Genomic DNA, 19642 nt, shown 5'->3' on the forward strand with positions numbered 1-19642 from the left:
GCGGACCACATCGGATCGGATTCGACCTCTTTTTTCCAATCAGCTTGACCTTAGGCGCCCACAGCTTTACCGTCACTGTCCGTAACCACACCTCGCGACGTTACCGGGTAAACCCCAACGCTTCGGTCACCGAAGGTGCCTACCCCAGGCGCCTTCCCGGTGAAAGGGGCATAAGTTGCGAGGGAGCACAATCAAGTGAAAGCAGTACATAACAGAGCCGGGGGGCCACACGATGCCGTCTGAATACGCCAAGTCGCTGGGTGCAAGACTCCGTGCGATCCGCACCCAGCAGGGCTTGTCCCTGCACGGAGTCGAAGAGAAGTCCCGCGGCCGCTGGAAGGCCGTTGTCGTCGGCTCCTACGAGCGTGGAGACCGCGCGGTGACGGTGCAGAAGCTGGCCGAGCTGGCGGACTTCTACGGGGTTCCGGTCAATGAACTACTGCCCGGTGGCAGTGCGCCGAGCCCGCTCGGCCCGACGCCGAAGCTTGTCATCGACCTTGAGCGTCTTGCCCAGCTCCCGAAGGAGAAGGCAGGGGCGCTGGCCCGCTACGCGGCCACCATCCAGAGCCAGCGTGGTGACTACAACGGCAAGGTGCTGTCCATCCGCCAGGAGGACCTGCGCTCCCTCGCCGTGATCTATGACAAGTCCCCCAGCGAGCTCACCGAGGAGCTCATCACCTGGGGTGTCCTGGACCCCGAGGCACGCCGGGCCGTCGAGTCCTTCTGACGGCCTGTCCGGTCGTGGGTACGCTCCGGTGTATCCCACGACCGGAAATCTTGCTCTCTCGTTAGAACATGACCTGCATCCCGCCACGGGTGACGATCGCTGTGGTAGGAAAAGGCAAACATGGCATTTAACGAGATGTGGTGGACATGGCCCGGGGAGGGGATCGGCATGATCACTCTCAAGCACGCCCGAAGAGCCGTCTCGACGCCCTCAAGGCGTCGCTGGGATCGACCAAGACGCGGGCCTTTCTTCGGCTGCTGACCTCCATCGGGGCCACCAGGACGCAGGACACGCTCAGGCTGCTGCCGTTCGTCGTCATGGCCGTGGTGGCCCTGATCGACTTCGGTTCGGGCCCGACGTTCGGCCTGCTGCCCCTGCTGGCCCTCGGTCCCGCCTTCGCCAGCGTGGCCTGCGGCCTGGCCAGGACCACGGTGGCCGGGGTCATCGCCCTGGCGTTGTGCGTCGCGCTCGGCCTCTACAACGACATCCTCTGGACGCCCCGCACCAACATCACGATGGCCGCCATCCTCGGCGTCACCGTGGCCAGCGTGCTGGCCAGCGCCGGGCGGCTCCGGCACGAGCGCCAGCTCGCCGACGTCCGCTCGGTGGCCGAGGCCGCCCAGCGGGTGCTGCTGCGGCCGGTGCCCCGCAGGGCGGGACCCGGGATCGGGGTGGCCGTCTCCTACACCTCGGCCACGGCCGAGGCCCGCATCGGCGGTGACCTGTACGAGGTGGTGACCACTCCGCACGGGGTCCGGATCATCGTGGGAGACGTCCAGGGCAAGGGCCTGGAGGCCGTGGAGACCGCGGCGGTGGTGCTGGGTGCCTTCCGGGAGGCCGCCCACGACGAGGCCAAGCTGCAGGGCGTGGTGACCCGGCTGGAGAACGCGCTGACCCGGGAGCTATCCGGCGAGCAGTTCGTCACCGCCATCCTGGCCGAGATCACCGAGATGGCCGACAACACCGAGATCGGCGAGGGCACCTCCATCACCGTCATCAACTGCGGGCACCCGGCCCCGATGGTGCTGGCCGCGGACGGCGAGCGGTGGTTCGCCGATCCGCCGGACGAGGCGCTCCCGCTGGGCATGGTCTCGCTGAAGGCGAGTGAGGCCGTGCCGCACCAGATCCCGTTCGAGCCCGGCGACCAGGTCCTCTTCTACACCGACGGGGTCATCGAGGCCCGCAATGGAACGGGCCAGTTCTATCCGCTGCAGGCCAGGGCGCACCTGCTGGGCGGCACCGACCCTCAGCTGGCCCTGGACGCCCTCCGCGCCGACCTGCTGCGCCACGTGGGCAGGCCGCTGGGCGACGACGCCGCCATGCTCCTGCTGCGCCACCGCGCCGCAAGCTCCGCGGCCTCGGCCGCCTGATCCGGGAACCGGCCCGGGCGCGCCCGAGCCCGCGACACCGTCAGGTGTCGCGGGAAGACACTCCTAACCGGCCATGGGGACCCGGGCCGGCAGTGTGGGCTGGGTGGGCACGCCGAGCAGGTTCTCCACCGTGGTGACGAACCTCTCCGCCTCGGAGATCAGCTCCTCGGCGTCCCTGGCCGTGACCATCCGGGTCATCCCCGCCTCGGCGGCGGCCCGCTTGGTCGCGCTGACCTCGAAATAGGGCGCCCAGTCGGCGAGCCGGGGCTCGGCCTCGGGCAGCAGCTCCCAGGCGCTGCGCAGGCGGCGCCTGCGGCCGTCCATGGGACGCGGCCGTGCGGCCAGGACGGCGGCGGCCGCCCTGAGCGCCGCCAGGTGGGCGGCGACGTAGCGGGTGGCGGGGGTGCGTGCGGCGCACGCCTCCTCGAGGTGGTCGCGCGCGTCGGTCAGGTGCGCCCGCACCGTGGTCGAGAGCCGGGGCCCATCGGAATCGCTGAGCCGAGGGGTCATGTGCTTCAGCCTCCTTGGTCGCAAGCGGCTCCCGGCGTTTTCACCGGTCAGGTCAACGTTCGCAGACCCCACCGACAAATCCGCCGGGCGGCCGGACGAGGAGCTTCCCCTCTCCCCGTCCGCCCCGGCCCGGCCGATCGTCGTCGCCGACGACACGGGCGAAGCCGACCACCCTGGACGTGAGCCGCGAGTCTCACGTCTTCACATCGAACATAAATTCGATCACTTATCGTGTCAAGCAAACCACGAACAAAAGTTCGATCCTCCTGAAAGACGCAAAAGCCCCGGGAGACCAGGGTCTCCCGGGGCTTCCACCTGCCGTTGTCCGTCCGCCACCGCGCGGCCGCTCCGCCCGCGCCGCCCGGTCCGAGCGCCGCCCGATCCAAAGCGCCATCCGGTCCGGAGCGCCGTCCGATCCGCGCCGGACGGCGGAAGGCCGGACGGCGCGGGGCCCGGCGGCTAACGGACGAACTTGCCGCGCACGTGCACCGGCACCCCCGTGCCGAGCAGGCCCGGCAGCACCGCCGCCACGTGCATCGGCAGCCGCACACAGCCGTGCGAGGCCGGGGCCAGCGGCACCGACAGCGCGCCGTGGAAGGCGATGCCGCCGTTGAAGAAGATCGGGTTGTACAGCTGGCCCAGGTAGGACTTGTGCCAGCCGCTCCTGCGCCAGGTCGTCTTGAAGTCACCGGTCGGCGTGCGGGCGTCGCCGCAGAACTTCTGGGTCTTGCCCTGCCAGGTGGCCGTCTCGCAGTACGGGATCCCGCTGCCCGAGGAGGTGTGGCTGATCAGCTTCACCTGACCGCCGACGTAGAGGACCATCACCTGCTGGGTGAGGTTGACCTCGACCCGGGTCGGCTTGCCGTTCGGCACCAGCACCCTCGGGCTCCGCGGAGCCTCTAGAGCGTTCCAGGTTCTGCGGGTCACGGTGCTCGTCGGCGGAATTCCGTTGACCTTCTGGAAGGCCCACAGAGCGGTCAGGGTCGTCCCGCCGTACTGGCCGTCGATCTTGCCCGGCTGGTAGCCGAGCTCCTGCAACCTCGTCTGGAGCGCCTTGACCACGCTTCCCTTGGCCCCCAGCCTGAGCGTCTTGCCGGGCGCGACGAACGCGGGCGTCTCGGCCTTGGCCGAGGCCGCCGGGGCCGTCGCGGTGACGGCCTGGGCGTTCGCGACGCCGGGTGAAGACACAAGCGACGACAGGAACACGGCCCCCGCCGTCATCAGCGCGGCCGCTCCGAGCCGCCGTTCAACCCCCACTGAAATCATCCCCTCGTAGTACCAAAGCCCAGACCACGGACCATAGCGCACCGTCCTCCAAAGCCCCAGTAAGGGTTATGAAGCGGTAATCAACGGTCAACCTGTTTAGAGTGACCGCGTGCCAGAAAAGTTGCATCCCAATATCGAGAAGGTCGCCGCCGTCCTGCGCGAACACGACGTCCCCGGCGAGATCGTCGTGTTCGCCGAAGCCACCCCGACCGCCGCGACGGCGGCGGCGCAGCTCGGCTGCGAGGTCGGCGCCATCGCCAACAGCCTGATCTTCGACGCCGACGGAGAACCGCTCCTGGTGCTCACCAGCGGCGCCCACCGGGTGGACACGGGCCTGGTCGCGGAGACGGTCGGGGCGGCGAAGGTGAAACGTGCCGCCCCCGACTTCGTGCGCGCGGCCACCGGCCAGGTCATCGGCGGCGTCGCCCCGGTGGGCCATCCCGCTCCGATCAGAACGCTCGTCGACGTCTGGCTCGGCAGGTACGAGGTGGTCTGGGCGGCCGCCGGTCACCCGCACACGGTCTTCCCGACCTCCTTCGCCGAACTCGTCCGCGTCACGGGCGGGGTCGCGGCCGAGGTGGAACGGTGACCGTCCCCCGGTGGCGCCGGCGGTACCGGCGCTGAGAGCTCCGGCCTCGGCCCGCGGGGCCGTGATCCCTCGCCGGGCGGCGCGGCCCCACCGGCCGCCCGGCGCGCGAGGAAGCCGGCACGCCATCGGCAGGTGCCCGACTCTCCAGAGGTTCGAGTCGTCCTTCAGGGGGTCCGCCGGGCGGGCCCGGCCGGACGCAGGCCCTCGACGGGCGCTTCGGATGTTTCGCGCTCCTCGGCGTACGCGGATCAGGGTGATGTGGGCCGGAGCTTTTCGAGGGCCTCCCGCATCGAGGCGGCCGCCTCCGGGGTGAGCATGGGGTGCGAGTGGATGTCGAGGAGGATCACCGCCAGCTGGTGCGCCCCCTCCGGGCTGAACAGGTCGACGCCCAGGCTCCGGGAGAGGTGCCGGTGGAGGAGCGGTACGGCCAGCGCCATCGCGGTGCCCACCGCCGCGCGGGCCCCGCGTCCGGCGAAGGGCGGGTCGGGACGGTCCCTGTCGACCTCTTCGAGCCATTCCTCGCTCATCCGCACCATCTCGTCGAACAGCGGTTCGGCCCACCCCTCGGCCAGGGCACGGGCGAGGTAGCGCCGGTAGGGGCCGAGCGCGGCCAGCGCGGCGGCGACCGGGTTCACCTCGACGGAGACGGGGACGGCGCGCGCCTCGTCGTTGAGCCTGCGGACCTCCTTGACGAGGAACTCGTCACAGGCCTCGCGCAGCGCCTGCTTGGAGCCGAAGTGATGGCGCACCAGCCCGGAGGACACCCCGGCGGTCTCGGCGATCCCGCGAATCGTCGCCCGCTCGAACCCGTGCTCGCCGAAGTGCCGCAGCGCGGCGTCCCTGATCCGGGCGCGAGCCGTCAGGTCCTCGAAGTCCGCCTCGATCCTCGCCACCGCCGGCCTTTCCTGTCCACACGTATATCTGACCATCTTATGGAAAAAGAAACTACACATGCGTGTAGTGACTGTCCAGTCACCCGGCGGCCGAGTCCGCGCCCGCCGTCGCACCGCGCCGGCCCGCGGGCGGAGCACGGAGGGTGCGAGAAGGCAGGAAACACCAGAAAAAGCATGGAAAGATCCGCTTTCCATATCGAGATATGCCAAATATGTGAAAATCCCGCACGTCACTTTGGCACCTTTGAACAGTTCGCATGACACCGCTGCTGCTAGGGTGCGTTGCGTGATCGGACTGCGACGGGTCAGCCCCGACGAGTTCACCGCGGAACTCGACGCGGTCCTCGACGTCTACACCGCGGCGATGCTCCCGCCGGCCGACCAGATCACCGGGCGTAAGGCGATCATGCGGAACCACGCCGCCCACACCGGGTTCACCTGCCTGTTCGCCGAGCGTGCCGACGGAAGACCGGTGGGGGTCGCCTACGGCTTCCACGGCGAACCCGGCCAGTGGTGGCACGACATCGTCCGCCACGCGCTGGCCGAGCGGAACGGCGAGGCCAGCGCGCGGGGCTGGCTCGGCGACGCCCTGGAACTGGCCGAGATCCACGTGCACCCCGACTATCAGGGCAAGGGCGTCGGCCGGGCGATGGTCACCGGCCTGTGCGAGGACCGCCGCGAACGCACCGCCGTACTGTCGACCCGCGACCAGGCGACCGCGGCCCGCCATCTCTACCGCAGCGTCGGCTTCGTCGACCTGCTCACCCGGTTCGTCTTCCCCGGCGGCTACGAGCACTACGCGATCGTCGGGGCCACGCTCCCGCTGCCGGACTCCGCCGGGCGCTCCGACCGACCGGCGGGGTCGGCCGGGTCGGCCCGCTGACCGGTCAGACCGCCAGCTGGGCCGTCCTCGGCGCGACGTCCAGGGCCTGGAAGACCTCGCGCGTCGCGCTGGAGCGGTTGAAGGTGATGAAGTGGATGCCGGGCGCGCCCTCGGCGAGCAGCGTCTGGCACAGCTCGGCGGCGTGCTCGATGCCCAGGCTGCGCACCGCGGCCGGATCGTCGGCGACGGCCTCGAACCGCGCCGCGACCTCGGGCGGGAACGGCGCGCCCGACAGCTGCTCGGACCTGGCGATCGTGCTCATCTGGGTGACGGGCATGATGCCGGGGATGATCGGCGTGTCGCAGCCCTTGGCCGCCACCCGGTCGCGCAGCCTGAGGTAGTCCTCGGCGCGGAAGAACATCTGGGTGATGGCGTAGTCGGCGCCCGCGCGGCACTTACGCACGAAGTGCTCGGTGTCGGCCTCGACCGAGGCCGACCGGGGGTGCTTGTAGGGGAAGGCGGCCACGCCGACGCAGAAGTCGCCGGACTGGCGGATGAGCCGGACCAGTTCCTCGGCGTACAGCACGCCCTCGGGGTGGCGGATCCACTCCCCCGTCACGTCGCCGGGCGGGTCGCCCCGCACTGCGAGGATGTTGCGCACGCCCGCCCCGGCGAACCTGCCGACCAGGTGGCGCAGCTCGCGGAGGGAGTGGTTGACGGCGGTGAAGTGGGCGACCGGGGTGAGCGTGGTCTCGTGGGCGAGCCGCTCCACGATCTCGACCGTGCGGTCCCGGGTGCCGCCGCCGGCGCCGTAGGTGACCGAGACGAAGGTGGGACGCAGGGCCTCCAGCTCCCGGATGGCGCGCCAGAGCTGTCGCTCCCCCTCATCCGTCTTCGGGGGGAAGAACTCGAATGAGAAGGACCGGCCACCGGCGGCGAGGAGCTCGCGGACGGTGGGCACGCGATCGGGAAGGATTGACGGGCGACCCAGAGCCATGACCCTAGGGTACTGGCCGCCCGACGAGCCGCCACAACCGTGATCGGCCCAATGTGGTCACCTTCCGGCATCGTCCGGGCAACCCCGGGGCCCGGTCCGGCCGTCTTTCGGACATCTCCGGATATCCGTACGGACATCCTCCGGACATCCCCGGAGCCCTCCCCGGCGTCCTCGACGCCCAGCCGGGACGGCCGTCCGGAAACCTCCCCCGCACGGGTCCCGTGGCCTCCTCACCTCCTATGGGGCATCCGCGGACAGAACCCCATCCTCCGGGCCGATAATCTCGGTGCATGACCGCTTCCGCAGCCGCGCTCGACACCATCCGTTCCGAAGTGGATCGCTCCCTCAGGGAGTTCGTCGACCGGCAGCGCCCCCAGGTCAACGCCCCCGAGCTCGCCCCGCTGCTCGCCGCGGCCGAGGACTTCCTGGCCGGCGGCAAGCGGCTGCGGCCCGCGTTCTGCTACTGGGGCTGGCGCGGAGCGGGCGGCGGCGACGACCCCGCCGTCTTCACCGCCGCCGCGTCGCTGGAGCTCCTCCAGGCCAGCGCCCTGGTGCACGACGACCTGATGGACGCCAGCGACCTGCGCAGGGGCATGCCGTCGGCTCACCGCAGGTTCGAGTCACTGCACGAGAAGGCGGGCTGGCGCGGCTCGGCCGAGCAGTTCGGGCAGGGCGCGGCCATCCTGCTGGGCAACCTGATGCTCATCTGGTCCGGGGAGATGTGGCGTGGCAGCGGCCTGCCCGAGGAGTCGCTGGCCGCGGCCCGGCAGGTCCACGACCACATGCGCACCGAGCTCATGTGCGGGCAGTACCTCGACCTGCTGGAGCAGGCGCACGGCGCCAACACCTTCGAGAGCGCGCTGCGGGTCGCCCTCTTCAAGAGCGGCAAGTATTCGGTCGAGCAGCCGCTCAGGCTCGGCCTCGTGCTGGCCGCGCGGGGGCGCGAGCCGTGGATCGACCGGCTCTGTGAGGAGTACGGCCGCTCCGTCGGCATCGCCTTCCAGCTCCGCGACGACATCCTCGGGGTGTTCGGCGACCCGGCGGAGACCGGCAAGCCCGCCGGGGACGACCTGCGGGAGGGCAAGCGGACGATGCTCATCGCCCGCACGCTCGCCGCGGCCTCCCCCGCCCAGGCGAGGACGGTGAACGACACGCTCGGCGATCCGGAGCTGGACGCGGCCGGGGTCGGCGGGCTGCGCCGGATCATCGAGGAGACCGGGGCGCTCGCGGCGTGCGAGGACATGATCAAGAACTATCTCGACGACGCCCTGAGCTCGCTGGACGACGCCCCGATCACCGCGGAGGCACGTACGGCCCTGGCCGACCTGGCCGTGGCCGCGACGTCCCGCCGCACCTGAGGCGGGACTCTCCGGACTCTCCAGGTCGGATCCGCCGCCCCGGATCCTCCGGCGACCGGGCACGGGCCCGGGCACCGGGGGTCCGGGGACGGACGGATCCGGAGATCAGGCGGGTCCGGCGGCCAGGCGCCGGTGGAACTCCTCCGCCACGGCCTTCGGGTCGTCCGCCTCGGTGATGGCCCGCACGACCACGACCCGGCGCACGCCGTACGACATGACCTCGTCCAGGTTGGACAGGTCGATGCCGCCGATGCCGAACCAGGGCCGCTCGGTGTCCAGTGCCGCGGCGTGCCGGAGCAGCGCCGGGCCCGGGGCGGTCCTGCCCGGTTTGGTGGGCGTCGGCCAGATCGGGCCGCAGCAGAAGTAGTCGACTCCGGACTCGGCCGCCGCGGCTGAGACCTCCTCCGGGGCGTGAGTGGAACGCCCGATGAGGATGTCGTCGCCGAGCATGTCCCGGGCGATCCGCACCGGCAGGTCGCCCTGACCGAGGTGGAGCACGTCGGGACGGGCCGCGTAGGCGATGTCCGCCCGGTCGTTGACCGCCAGCAGCTTGCCGTGGCGGTCGCAGGCGTCGCGGAAGACCTCGAGGAGCGCGAGCTCCTCACGTGCCTCGAGGCCCTTCTCTCTCAGCTGGACGATGTCGACCCCGCCCGCCAGGGCGGAGTCGAGGAAATCGGCCAAGTCTCCCCGGTCACGGCGACCGTCGGTGCACAGGTACAGGCGGGCGTCAGAAACCGAGGGCCTGGGCACGTCTCTTGACCTCGGTGTGGCGGCCCGCGACGATCGCGTCCACCGGGGACCCCGGCAGGGTCTCGTCTGGAGTGAACAGCCAGCGGAGCGACTCGACGTCGTCGTATCCGGCGTCGAGCAGCACGGTGAGCGTGCCCGGCAGTCCCTTCACGACGTCGTCGGCGGCGAGGAAGGCCGCGGGGACCTGTGGCTCGCCACCGCCCCGTCGAACTCCGATGAGCTTGCGGTCCTTGAGAAGTTGCTTCGCGCGACCGGCGCTGAGGTTGAGCCTCCGGGCCACCTCGGTCAGGGTGAGCCACTCGCCCACCAGCTGGTCTGTCTCCCGATCGATCTGCGCAACAGAAAGCGTCACGAATCCACCACTACCACATCGCGCCCTTCGCCAAACACCTGGCGGCGAGGTTACGCCACCGTGCAATCGCGCAACGCTACCGCGGTATCGGCCAGGCGGTCGACGGCCAGGCGCTGCCCGCCCTCGATGAGACGGCGTCCCTGGAGCAGATCCCGGGGGCGGTTCACCGCGAGCACGGCGACGAGCCTGTCGTCCTCGCCGACCCAGCAGACCCCCCACCTGGGGTCGGCCTCCGGGTCGCCACGCAGGATCAGGCGCTCGCCGTCGTGGTGCCCGGCGTACTGCACCATGTGGCCGAACTGCTCGGACCAGAAGTAGGGCACCGGGTCGTAGACCGCGTCGCCGCCCAGGAGCGCGGCCACGGCCACCTCGGGGGCGCCCAGCGCGGTGTCCCAGTGCTCGACCCGCAGGCGGCGGCCGTACCGGCGCGACCACCAGGCGGCGCAGTCGCCGGCGGCGACCACTCCGGGCAGCGCGGTGCGCAGGTGCTCGTCGGTGACGACGCCGTTGTCGAGCTCGACGCCGGAACCCGCCAGCCACTCGACCGCGGGCCGCACGCCCACGCCGGTGACGACCACGTCGGCCGTGATCCGGGAGCCGTCGGCCAGGGTGAGCCCGTCGTGGTCGACGGAGGCGACCTGGGCGCCCAGGCGCAGCTCGACGCCCGCCTGGGCGTACCAGGAGGCGGTGTGCGCGCCGACGGGGCCGAGGGCGGCCGCCAGCGGGCAGGCGGCGGCCTCGACGACGGTCACCTCGCAGCCCGCCCTGCGGGCGGCGGTCGCGACCTCGGCGCCGATCCAGCCCGCCCCGATGACGGCCACGCTCCTGCCGGCGACGAGCAGGGACCGCAGCTCAAGCGCGTCGTCGATGGTGCGCAGCACGTGCTGCGCACCGTCGCCGCGCAGCCGGATCGGGCGGGCCCCGGTGGCGATGACCAGCCCGTCGTAGGCCAGCTCGCCCTCGGTGGTCTCGACCACGCCGGGGCGCAGTCCCTTGGCGGCGACGCCCGCGCGGAAGTCGACCTCCAGGGCGTCCAGATCGGAGTCGACGATCGTGGAGTCGGTCTCGCCCAGCAGGACGGACTTCGACAGCGGCGGGCGATCGTAGGGGCGGTGCGCCTCCTCGCCCATCAACGTGATCGTGCCGGCGAACCCGCGGGCTCGTAACGCCTCGACACTGCGTACGCCGGCCAAGCCGGCGCCAACCACCACGACATGATTCACAACTCACGAGCCTAAGCGGCCAGGCCGACCCTCTGCCATTAGCTGTTTGATAACGAAAACGGTATTTAGCTCGCATCCAACGCAGTGAGGGTGTTGTTCCAGCCCTTAGGGTGGGAGCGAACAGACGCGCGGGAGCCCGGAACGCACCGGGCTGAGAGGAGGGCTGCGGCACGACGAGGACCGGCGCGAGCCGGGTGACGTGCGAGAACACCGTGCCAGACCGGCACGGCCGCGGCACGGCTCCTGGTGGTGGCGGATTCGGACGTGACCGTAAGCGGGCCCTCGACCGCCACGAACCTGATCCGGGTCATGCCGGCGAAGGGAGCGGAGACTTATGTCACACCACTTCGATCTGCTCGTCATCGGCGGCGGCGTGATCGGGCTGTCGGTGGCGTGGCGCGCGGCCAGGCGAGGGCTGAGGACGGCGGTGGTCGATCCGGCCCCGGGCTCCGGGGCCTCCCACGCCGCCGCGGGCATGCTGGCCCCGGTCAGCGAGGTCACCTACACCGAGGAGCCCCTCCTGCGGCTGGGCCTGGCCTCGTTGGACAGGTGGCCCGCCTTCGCGGCGGAACTCGGCGCGGACAGCGGGCTCGACCTCGACTACCGCACCGACGGGACGCTGGACGTCGCCTTCGGCGCGGACGACCTGGCGGCCCTGGACGAGCTGGCGGCGTTCACCGAGAAGCTCGGGCTGCCCGCCGAGCGCCTGACGGGCCGCGAGTGCCGCCGCCTGGAGCCGATGCTCGCGCCGTCCGTCCGCGGCGGCCTGCTGGCGGGCGGAGACGCCTGGGTCGACCCCAGGAGGGTCACCGGGGCGCTCCTGGCCGCCCTGGCCAGGACGGGAGGGGCGCTGGTGCGCTCCCGCGTGGCCGGCGTGGAGACGACCGCGGGGACGACCGCGGGGACGGAGACGGCGGGGACGGGGACGGGGACGGGGACGGGGACGGTCACCGGGGTACGGCTCGCGACCGGCGAGATCATCGGCGCCTCCCGGGTGCTCCTGGCCGCCGGGGCCTGGTCGGGCGCCCTGGAGGGGTTGCCGGCCGAGGCGGTGCCGCCGGTGCGGCCGGTCAAGGGCCAGATCATGCGGTTGCGCTCCCCCTCCCGGATCCTGCAGCGGTGCGTGCGCGGCGTCGTGCACGGCTCCTCCGTCTACCTGGTGCCGCGCGGCGACGGGGAGGTCGTCGTCGGAGCCACCCAGGAGGAGATGGGCTTCGACACCCGGGTGACGGCGGGAGGGATGTGGGAGCTGCTGCGCGACGCGCGGGAGCTCGTCCCCGGCGTCACCGAGCTGGAACTCGGCGACGTGGTCGCGGGCCTGCGCCCCGGCACGCCCGACAACCTGCCGCTGGTCGGCCCCACGATCGTGCCCGGCCTGTCGCTGGCCACCGGGCACCACAGGGGCGGGGTGCTGCTCGCCCCGCTCACCGCCGACCTCTGTCTCGGCGACGCGGACGGCGAGCTGTCGGCGAGCTGCTCTCCGCTGCGTTTCCAGGAGCGCCGATGAGTTTCCAGGAGTTCTGATGAACGTGACGATCAACGGCACCGCCCACGAACTGCCCCCGGGGGCGACGGTGGCGCAGGCCGTACAGAGGCTGACCGAGCTCAGGAGCGGCGTGGCCGTCGCGGTGAACGACGAGGTGGTCTCGCGCGGCGCGTGGGACTCCACGTCGCTCACCGAGGCCGACCGGGTCGAGGTGCTCACCGCGGTGCAGGGAGGTTGAGGAACATGAACGACGATCTGCTTCTCGGAGGGGAGAAGTTCTCCTCCCGGCTCATCATGGGAACCGGGGGCGCTCCCTCGCTGGACGTTCTGGAGCAGGCGCTCGCCGCCTCGGGCACCGAGCTGACCACGGTCGCGATGCGGCGCCTCGACCCGTCCGCGCGGGGTTCGGTGCTCGACCTGCTGCGCGGGCGCGGCATCAAGGTCCTGCCGAACACCGCGGGCTGCTTCACCGCGGGGGAGGCCGTGCTGACCGCGAGGCTGGCCAGGGACGCCCTGGAGACGAACTGGGTCAAGCTGGAGGTCATCTCCGACGAGCGCACCCTGCTGCCCGACCCCATCGAGACCTTCGACGCCGCCGAGCGGCTGGTCGCCGACGGCTTCGTGGTGCTGCCGTACATCGGCGACGACCCCGCTCTGGCCCGCAGGCTCGAACAGGCGGGCTGCGCGGCGGTGATGCCGCTGGGCGCGCCGATCGGTTCGGGGCTGGGCATCAGGAACCCGCACAACATCGAGCTCATCGTGGAGGCCGCGAACGTGCCGGTCATCCTGGACGCGGGGATCGGCACGGCCAGCGACGCCGCCCTGGCGATGGAGCTGGGCTGTGACGCGGTCCTGCTGGCGACCGCGGTGACCAGGGCGCAACGGCCCGACCTGATGGCCCAGGCCATGCGCTCGGCGGTCGTCGCGGGCCGTCAGGCCCGGCTGGCGGGGCGGATCCCGCGGCGCCGCTATGCTGAGGCTTCCTCCCCCATGGTTCCGTAGAAAACAGCCAACTTCTGCGCATCGGTTTCGAACACGGGGACCCTGTGAGCGCCAAATCGCCCGTAAACTCTGCCGGGTGGACACGACGCTTACGGACCCCCTGGTCGGGAGGCTCCTCGACGGGCGTTACCGCGTTGAGTCCCGGATCGCCCGGGGCGGGATGGCGACCGTCTATCTGGCTCTGGACGTCCGGCTCGACCGCACGGTCGCCGTGAAGGTGATGCACCGCACCCTCGCCGAGGACCCCGCCTTCGTGCGCCGGTTCATCGGCGAGGCCAAGTCGGTCGCGAGCCTGTCGCACCCCAACGTGGTGCACGTCTTCGACCAGGGCACCGACGGGGACAACGTCTACCTGTCGATGGAGTACGTTCCGGGACGCACCTTGCGAGACGTGCTCCGCACCCGGGGCAGGCTGCCGGCCCGGGAGGCGCTGGAGGTCATGATCCCGGTGCTCGCCGCGCTGGGCGCGGCCCACCAGGCCGGGATGATCCACCGCGACGTCAAGCCCGAGAACGTCCTGCTCGCCGACGACGGCCGGGTGAAGGTGGTGGACTTCGGCCTGGCCCGCGCGATCGAGGCCACGAACCAGACGCGGACCGGCGTCATGATCGGCACCATCGGCTACATGTCGCCGGAGCAGGTGACCGCCGGCGCCGCCGACGCCCGCAGCGACGTCTACGCGGCCGGGATCATGCTGTTCGAGCTGATCACGGGGCGCCAGCCGTACGAGGGCGACACCCCCATGTCGGTGGCCTACCGGCACGTGCACGACAGCGTGCCCGCGCCCTCCTCGCTGCTGCCGGGCACGCCCCAGCTGCTGGACGCCCTGGTGGCCCAGGCGACGGCCCGCGACCCCGCGATGCGCCCGGCGGACGCGACCGCGCTGCTGGTCGCCGCGGTCGAGGCGCACCGGACGCTGCCCCGGGAGAGCGGTCCCGCGCCGTCGGTGCCCACCGGGCCCGTCGGCCCCGCCGCCTCTCCCCAGGGCCCCCCGCCCCCCGCGCCGGCGGCCGCCAACCACACCCTGATCCAGCCGCGCGCCGATCTGCTCACCGGCCCCGCCGCCGACCTCGCCCCGCCCACCCCCAAGGCGCGGGGCGGTTTCCGGCCGAACTGGTTCCTGATCGCGCTGGCCGTGGTGATGATCGTCGCGGTCGGGGTGACCGGCTGGCTGTTCTCCCAGAACACCACCATCGTCGTGCCCTCCCTCGTCGGCAAGAACGTCAACGCGGCCGAGACCGAGGCCAGGCAGAGCGGCCTGGTCGTCGAGATCGGCAAGCCGGAGAACGACGAGAAGGTGCCCAAGGGCAACGTGATCCGGACCGACCCGGTGGCGGGCACCGAGGTCGAGGACAAGTCCAAGATCGTCATCATCGCCTCGGACGGGCCGAAGCGGATCGCCGTGCCCAACGTGGTGGGCCTGAGCGAGGCCGAGGCCAGGTCGAAGCTGGCCGAGGCCGGGCTGGGCGTCGACCAGGTCAGGAAGCAGCCCAGCGACACCGTCCCGCGCGGCCAGGTGATGCGGACCAGCCCCGCCGTGGGGAACCGGGTCAGGGAGGGCACCAAGGTCGGCCTGGTGATGAGCGCGGGCCTGGTGGCCCCCGACGTCAAGGGAATGCCCCGCGACCAGGCGGACGCCTTCCTGCGCGGCGCGGGCTTCGTGCCCGAGTTCGTCGAGCAGACCGACTCCGCCCAGCCGTGCACGGTCATCGCCCAGGACCCGCAGCCGAACGCGGAGATCGACAAGGGCGCTGTCATCCGGCTGACCCTGTCGCAGTGCAACAACATCGAGTGGCACTGGCCCTGGGAGATCAACGGCCAGGACGAGAACCAGCAGGGCAACGGCCAGAACCTCGTCGTCATCCCCAACGTGATGTACAAGGACGTCAAGGCGGCCCGCGAGGAGCTGCGCGCCTCGGGGATGAAGGTCCATGTGCGCAAGGGGCTGGGCAGGGGCAGGGTCCTGGCCCAGCGCCCGCCGGGCGGCCAGCCCGTCCCGCCGGGCACCGAGGTCACCATCTGGCACTGAGTGCCCGTCCGGCACCGGCCCCCGGGGCGACCGCCCGGCGGGCCGGAACCCGTGACACCGTGCCGCCCGAACCCGGTCCGCGTCCCCGGGGACCGGGGACCGGGCGGGTCATGCCACAGATGTCACAGATGCTCGTCCGCGATCTCGCGTGCGAGCCGTTCGAGCAGCGGCCCGGCGCCGGACACGCACAGCGCCGGGTCCGGCTCGATGCCGGTGAGCGCGTAGGCGGCCGTGATGCCCGCCGCGTTCAGCTCCTCCTCGCCGAGGTCGCACCGGCCGCACACCGCGACGACCGGGATCCCCGCCTTGGCGGCGGCGGCCGCGACCCCGGCGGGGGCCTTGCCGCGCAGCGTCTGCTCGTCCAGCGCCCCCTCGCCGGTGATGACGAGGCGGGCGCCGTCGAGCCGCTCCTGGAAGCCGAGCAGGTCGAGGAGGTAGTCGATGCCGGGCCTGAACTCGGCCCGCAGGAAGGCCAGGTCGGCGAAGCCCGTCCCGCCCGCCGCGCCCGCGCCCGGCTGGGCCGCGACGCCCATGGGGCGGACCACGCCGTCGTGCTCGATGGCGCCGACCAGGCCGTGGGTGTGCGCGGCGACGGCGGCGAACCTGGCCAGGGCCCGTCCGAGCAGGTCCACCTCCTGCGGGCTCGCGCCCTTCTGGGGGCCGTAGACGGCGGCGGCGCCCTGCGGGCCGAGCAGGGGGTTGTCCACGTCGCTCGCGATGACGAACTCCACGCCGTCCACAGCGACAAGTCCCGATATATCGATCTTTTCCAGGTCGCGCAGGGCGGCTCCGCCGGGCGGCAGCTCCCGCCCGTCCGCGTCCAGGAATCGAACGCCCAGCGCCCGCATCATGCCTGTGCCGCCGTCGGTCGAGGCGCTGCCGCCCAGGCCGAGCACGATCCGCCGCGCGCCCCGCCGTACGGCGTGGGCGATCAGCTCACCGGTGCCGTGGGTGGTGGCGGTGAGCGGCGCGAAGCGGACGTCCTCCCCCTCGGACGGCAACCGCCGCAGGCCGGACGCCTCGGCCAGCTCGACGACGGCCGTCGGCCCCCGCTCGCCCGCCCCGGCCTCGCGCCAGGCGTAGGCGGCGCGGACCGGATCTCCCGCGGGACCGGTGACCTCGGTCTCGACACGGGTGAATCCGGCCGCCACGACCGCCTCGACGGTGCCGTCGCCGCCGTCGGCCACCGGCAGCGCGACCGTGACGACCTCCCGCCCGGCGTGTGCGCGAAGACCCGCGGCCACGTGCGCCGCGACCTCGGCCGCGCTCAGCGATCCCCTGAACTTGTCCGGGGCGATGACGACGTGTCCCGACAGCTGAGACAACCCTGCTCCTCGGTGCGAAGGGGCCCTGGCACGCGTGCCCGCCGTGGACGGGCGGCGCGGCGCGCCGGGACCGGTGAGATGGACGACCATCATCACACCCGCTCCGCCAGGCGCATGAGACGGCGGCCGGCCTCGGCGCCCGCGCGGCCCAGCTCGTCCTGGGGGACCGTGCGCAGCTCGCCGTCCTCCACGACGGTCTCGCCGCCGACCAGCAGGCGGGCCAGGGGCGGCCGGTCGCCGCCGAGCACCAGGGCGCAGACCGGGTCGGCGACGGCGGAGGTGAAGGCGCCGTCGATCCGCCACAGGGCGATGTCGGCGAGTTTGCCCGCCTCCAGGGAGCCGAGCTCCCGCTCGCGGCCCAGGTTCCGGGCGCCGCCGAGGGTGGCGAGCTCCAGTGCCTGGCGGGCGTCGAGCGCGGCCGGCCCATATCTCGCGCGCTGGAACAGCAGGGTCTGGCGCATCTCCCCGTGCAGCGACGTCAGCTCGGCCGAGGCGCTGCCGTCCACCCCGAGGCCGACGTTCGCGCCGCGTTCGAGCATCTCGGAGACCCGGGCGATACCCGAGCCGAGGCGGCCGTTGGAGCTCGGGCAGTGCGCGGAGCCGGTGCCGGTCCGGGCGAGGGCCTCGATGTCGGAGTCGCTGAGGTGGACCGCGTGGGCGAACCACACATCCGGCCCGAGCCAGCCGAGCCTGTCCATGTAGGCGACCGGGCGCATGCCGGCCTGTTCCAGGCAGTGCCGTTCCTCGTCGAGGGTCTCGGCGAGGTGGGTGTGCAGGCGCACGCCCTTCGACCTGGCCAGGGCGGCGGACTCCCGCATCAGGTCGGCGCTTACCGAGAACGGCGAGCACGGGGCGACCGCGACGCGCAGCTTCGAGGAGAAGGAGGGGTCGTGGTGGGCGTCGACGGCGTCGGCGGTCGCGGCGAGGATCTCGTCGAGCCTCTCGACCACGGAGTCGGGGGGCAGCCCGCCCTGTGACTCGCCCCGGTCCATGGAGCCCCGTGCGGGGTGGAAGCGCAGGCCCACCCGCGCGGCCGCCTCGACCTCGGCGGCGAACAGGTCGCCGCGTCCCCGGGGGAAGAGGTAGTGGTGGTCGGCCGAGGTGGTGCAGCCGGACAGGGCGAGATGCCCCAGGCCCGCGCCCGCCGCGCCCCTGACGACCTCGGCGTCCATCGCGGCCCACACCGGGTAGAGCGTGGCCAGCCACTCGAACAGCGTGGCGTTCTGCGCCAGGCCCTGGGAGGCCCACTGGTGGAGGTGGTGGTGGGTGTTGACCAGGCCGGGGGTCGCCAGACAGCCGGTGGCGTCGATCCTGACGGCGCCGGGGACGGCCGGGGCGGGCCCCGCGCCGAGCGCCACGATCCGGTCGCCCTCGACGTGGATGTGCCCCGAGGGGATCTCTGGCCCCGCCACGGGGGCGATGTGGGCGTTCTCGATCAGTACGGCGCTCATCCACGCTCCCGTCCCCGGTCTCCGCCTCCGGAACCCGCCCGGCCCTCCGGACCTCCGTCAGAGCCTCCAGCAGAGCCTCCGTCAGAGCCTCCGTCAGAGCCTTCGTCAGGGTCTCCCCGCCGCCACACGGTCACGGGGCCGCCGCCTTGCGCGCGGCGGCGAGCCGTACGGCGTCGAGGATCTTCTCGTAGCCGGTGCAGCGGCACAGGTTGCCCGCCAGGGCCTCGCGGATCTCCGCGTCCGACGGCGTCGGGATCCGCGCGAGCAGGTCGTGGGCCTGCACGATGAGCCCCGGGGTGCAGAAGCCGCACTGTACGGCCCCGCACTCCACGAACGCCTCCTGGAGCGGGTCGAGCCGGTCGCCCTCGGCGAGTCCCTCGACCGTGCGGACCTCGCGTCCCTCGGCCTGACCGGCGGCGACCAGGCAGGCGCAGACGGGCAGGCCGTCGAGATAGACCGTGCAGGAGCCGCACTCGCCCTGCTCGCAGGCGTTCTTCGAACCGGGCAGGCCCAGCCGCTCGCGCAGGACGTACAGCAGGCTCTCCCCCTCCCACACGTCGTCGGCCGTCTCCATCCGGCCGTTGACGGTGAAGCGGACGCGCATCAGCCGGCCCTCCTGTCCGATCGTCCGGCCCGCAGGTCGTGCCATGCCCAGGTCAGCGTGCGCCGTGCCATCACGCCGAGGGCGTGCCTGCGGTAGTCGGCGGTGCCGCGCACGTCGTCGATCGGCGAGGCGGCCCCGGCGACCAGTTCGCCGAAGCGCCTGAGCAGGCCGGGGGCGAGCCCACCGCCGGGCCCGGCGTCCCAGTCGAGTTCGGCCGCGAGGAACTCCTCGGCGGCCCGGGCCCTGCGCGGGGTCGGGGCCGCCGAGCCGATGCCGGTGCCGGCCCGCCGCCCGGCCGGGTCGAGCGCGAGGGCGAAGGAGCAGACGGCGATCACCATGGCGTTGCGGGTGCCGACCTTGGAGAAGTACTGCGGGCCGCGCGCGGGGCTCGTCCAGAACGCCCGGATCAGCTCGTCGTCCTCCAGGGCACTCCGCTTGACGCCGAGATAGAACTCGGCGGCGGGGATCATCCGCACGCCGCGCGCGGCGGACTCGACCTCGACGACCGCGTCCCCGGCCAGCAGCGGCGGATGGCTGTCCCCCGCGGGCGAGGCCGCGCCGAGGTTGCCCCCCACGGTGCCCCGGTTGCGGATCTGCGGCGAGCCGACCGTGCGCGCGGCCTGTGCCAGGCCGGGCAGCGCCTGTCCCAGTTCGGCGATCACCCGGGTGTAGGAGACGCCCGCGCCGACCCGCAGCCTGCCGTCCTCCTCCAGGCTCCACCGGCCGAGCTCGGCGACCCGGTTCAGGTCCAGCAGCGCGGCGGGGCGGCGGGCGTCGAAGTTGATCTCGACCATCACGTCGGTGCCGCCCTGGACGGGGACCGCCTCGGGCAGCTCCGCCTTGGCGGCCAGTGCCTCCGCCCACGTGGCGGGCCGCAGGAAGTCCAT

At 72.4% G+C, this 19642-nt stretch carries 20 protein-coding genes and 1 riboswitch; of the genes, 9 read left to right on the forward strand and 11 right to left on the reverse strand.

Going from position 1 to position 19642, the window contains the following annotated elements:
• The first annotated feature begins 232 nt into the window (after positions 1-232).
• Together AB0N02_RS31005 and AB0N02_RS31010 are read left to right on the forward strand one after the other, a co-directional pair.
• Positions 233-727, forward strand: coding sequence for a transcriptional regulator (locus AB0N02_RS31005; protein WP_271219163.1), 495 nt, complete (start codon positions 233-235; stop codon positions 725-727).
• A gap of 146 nt (positions 728-873) precedes the next feature.
• Positions 874-2097 carry a PP2C family protein-serine/threonine phosphatase gene (locus tag AB0N02_RS31010; RefSeq protein WP_363953905.1) on the forward strand — a complete coding sequence of 408 codons (1224 nt, stop codon included), beginning with the start codon at positions 874-876 and terminating at the stop codon, positions 2095-2097.
• Positions 2098-2160: 63 nt separating this feature from the next.
• Here AB0N02_RS31010 and AB0N02_RS31015 read toward each other — a convergent pair whose 3' ends face one another.
• Entirely contained in the window at positions 2161-2607 is a 447-nt protein-coding gene (locus AB0N02_RS31015; RefSeq protein WP_363953636.1) for an SAV_6107 family HEPN domain-containing protein, read from the reverse strand.
• A 459-nt stretch (positions 2608-3066) separates the two neighbouring features.
• Complete coding sequence (locus tag AB0N02_RS31020) at positions 3067-3873, reverse strand: L,D-transpeptidase family protein (protein ID WP_363953638.1); 807 nt, start codon at positions 3871-3873, stop codon at positions 3067-3069.
• Positions 3874-3982: 109 nt separating this feature from the next.
• On the opposite strand from AB0N02_RS31020, the gene AB0N02_RS31025 reads away from it, so the two are divergent.
• Positions 3983-4462: a YbaK/EbsC family protein gene (locus tag AB0N02_RS31025; RefSeq protein WP_363953640.1), complete on the forward strand. Its 480-nt coding sequence runs from the start codon at positions 3983-3985 to the stop codon at positions 4460-4462.
• A 248-nt stretch (positions 4463-4710) separates the two neighbouring features.
• On the opposite strand, the gene AB0N02_RS31030 is transcribed toward AB0N02_RS31025, so the two are convergent.
• Entirely contained in the window at positions 4711-5355 is a 645-nt protein-coding gene (locus AB0N02_RS31030; RefSeq protein ID WP_363953642.1) for a helix-turn-helix domain-containing protein, read from the reverse strand.
• A 286-nt stretch (positions 5356-5641) separates the two neighbouring features.
• Between AB0N02_RS31030 and AB0N02_RS31035 the strand changes: the two genes are divergently transcribed.
• Positions 5642-6238 carry a GNAT family N-acetyltransferase gene (locus tag AB0N02_RS31035; RefSeq protein ID WP_363953644.1) on the forward strand — a complete coding sequence of 199 codons (597 nt, stop codon included), beginning with the start codon at positions 5642-5644 and terminating at the stop codon, positions 6236-6238.
• A 4-nt stretch (positions 6239-6242) separates the two neighbouring features.
• On the opposite strand, the gene metF is transcribed toward AB0N02_RS31035, so the two are convergent.
• A complete protein-coding gene (gene metF, locus AB0N02_RS31040; protein ID WP_363953646.1) occupies positions 6243-7175 on the reverse strand; it encodes a methylenetetrahydrofolate reductase [NAD(P)H] in 933 nt (310 codons plus the stop codon).
• 290 nt (positions 7176-7465) lie between these two features.
• Between metF and AB0N02_RS31045 the strand changes: the two genes are divergently transcribed.
• Entirely contained in the window at positions 7466-8533 is a 1068-nt protein-coding gene (locus AB0N02_RS31045) for a polyprenyl synthetase family protein (protein ID WP_363953648.1), read from the forward strand.
• Between the two features lie 105 nt (positions 8534-8638).
• On the opposite strand, the gene thiE is transcribed toward AB0N02_RS31045, so the two are convergent.
• From thiE to AB0N02_RS31060, 3 genes are read right to left on the reverse strand one after another with little or no spacing between them, the layout of a single operon-like run.
• Positions 8639-9283, reverse strand: coding sequence for a thiamine phosphate synthase (gene thiE / locus AB0N02_RS31050; protein WP_363953650.1), 645 nt, complete (start codon positions 9281-9283; stop codon positions 8639-8641).
• On the reverse strand, positions 9261-9635 hold the full coding sequence (locus AB0N02_RS31055; protein WP_363953652.1) for an Rv2175c family DNA-binding protein: 375 nt from the start codon (positions 9633-9635) through the stop codon (positions 9261-9263). The genes thiE and AB0N02_RS31055 overlap by 23 nt, the downstream gene beginning before the upstream one ends.
• 50 nt (positions 9636-9685) lie before the next feature.
• Positions 9686-10858 carry an FAD-dependent oxidoreductase gene (locus AB0N02_RS31060; protein WP_363953654.1) on the reverse strand — a complete coding sequence of 391 codons (1173 nt, stop codon included), beginning with the start codon at positions 10856-10858 and terminating at the stop codon, positions 9686-9688.
• A 235-nt stretch (positions 10859-11093) separates the two neighbouring features.
• Positions 11094-11200, forward strand: a riboswitch (TPP riboswitch).
• Here AB0N02_RS31060 and thiO point away from each other — a divergent pair.
• From thiO to pknB, 4 genes are all read left to right on the forward strand, one after another.
• A complete protein-coding gene (gene thiO / locus AB0N02_RS31065) occupies positions 11193-12365 on the forward strand; it encodes a glycine oxidase ThiO (RefSeq protein WP_363953656.1) in 1173 nt (390 codons plus the stop codon). It overlaps the preceding riboswitch by 8 nt.
• 16 nt (positions 12366-12381) lie before the next feature.
• Positions 12382-12582: a sulfur carrier protein ThiS gene (thiS, locus tag AB0N02_RS31070; RefSeq protein WP_363953658.1), complete on the forward strand. Its 201-nt coding sequence runs from the start codon at positions 12382-12384 to the stop codon at positions 12580-12582.
• Between the two features lie 5 nt (positions 12583-12587).
• Positions 12588-13346, forward strand: coding sequence for a thiazole synthase (locus tag AB0N02_RS31075; protein WP_363953660.1), 759 nt, complete (start codon positions 12588-12590; stop codon positions 13344-13346).
• Between the two features lie 76 nt (positions 13347-13422).
• On the forward strand, positions 13423-15375 hold the full coding sequence (pknB, locus tag AB0N02_RS31080) for a Stk1 family PASTA domain-containing Ser/Thr kinase (RefSeq protein WP_363953662.1): 1953 nt from the start codon (positions 13423-13425) through the stop codon (positions 15373-15375).
• 122 nt (positions 15376-15497) lie between these two features.
• Here the strand turns inward: pknB and AB0N02_RS31085 are convergent, their stop codons facing one another.
• The 4 genes from AB0N02_RS31085 to AB0N02_RS31100 all read right to left on the reverse strand — a co-directional run bounded on the left by AB0N02_RS31085 (position 15498) and on the right by AB0N02_RS31100 (position 19642).
• Entirely contained in the window at positions 15498-16700 is a 1203-nt protein-coding gene (locus AB0N02_RS31085; protein ID WP_363953664.1) for a glycerate kinase, read from the reverse strand.
• A gap of 92 nt (positions 16701-16792) precedes the next feature.
• Positions 16793-18151, reverse strand: coding sequence for an 8-oxoguanine deaminase (locus AB0N02_RS31090; RefSeq protein WP_363953666.1), 1359 nt, complete (start codon positions 18149-18151; stop codon positions 16793-16795).
• Between the two features lie 130 nt (positions 18152-18281).
• A complete protein-coding gene (locus tag AB0N02_RS31095; protein WP_363953668.1) occupies positions 18282-18755 on the reverse strand; it encodes a (2Fe-2S)-binding protein in 474 nt (157 codons plus the stop codon).
• A complete protein-coding gene (locus tag AB0N02_RS31100; protein WP_363953670.1) occupies positions 18755-19642 on the reverse strand; it encodes an FAD binding domain-containing protein in 888 nt (295 codons plus the stop codon). The genes AB0N02_RS31095 and AB0N02_RS31100 overlap by 1 nt, the downstream gene beginning before the upstream one ends.

The sequence above is a fragment of the Streptosporangium sp. NPDC051022 genome, assembly GCF_040683035.1.
Taxonomy (GTDB): domain Bacteria; phylum Actinomycetota; class Actinomycetes; order Streptosporangiales; family Streptosporangiaceae; genus Streptosporangium.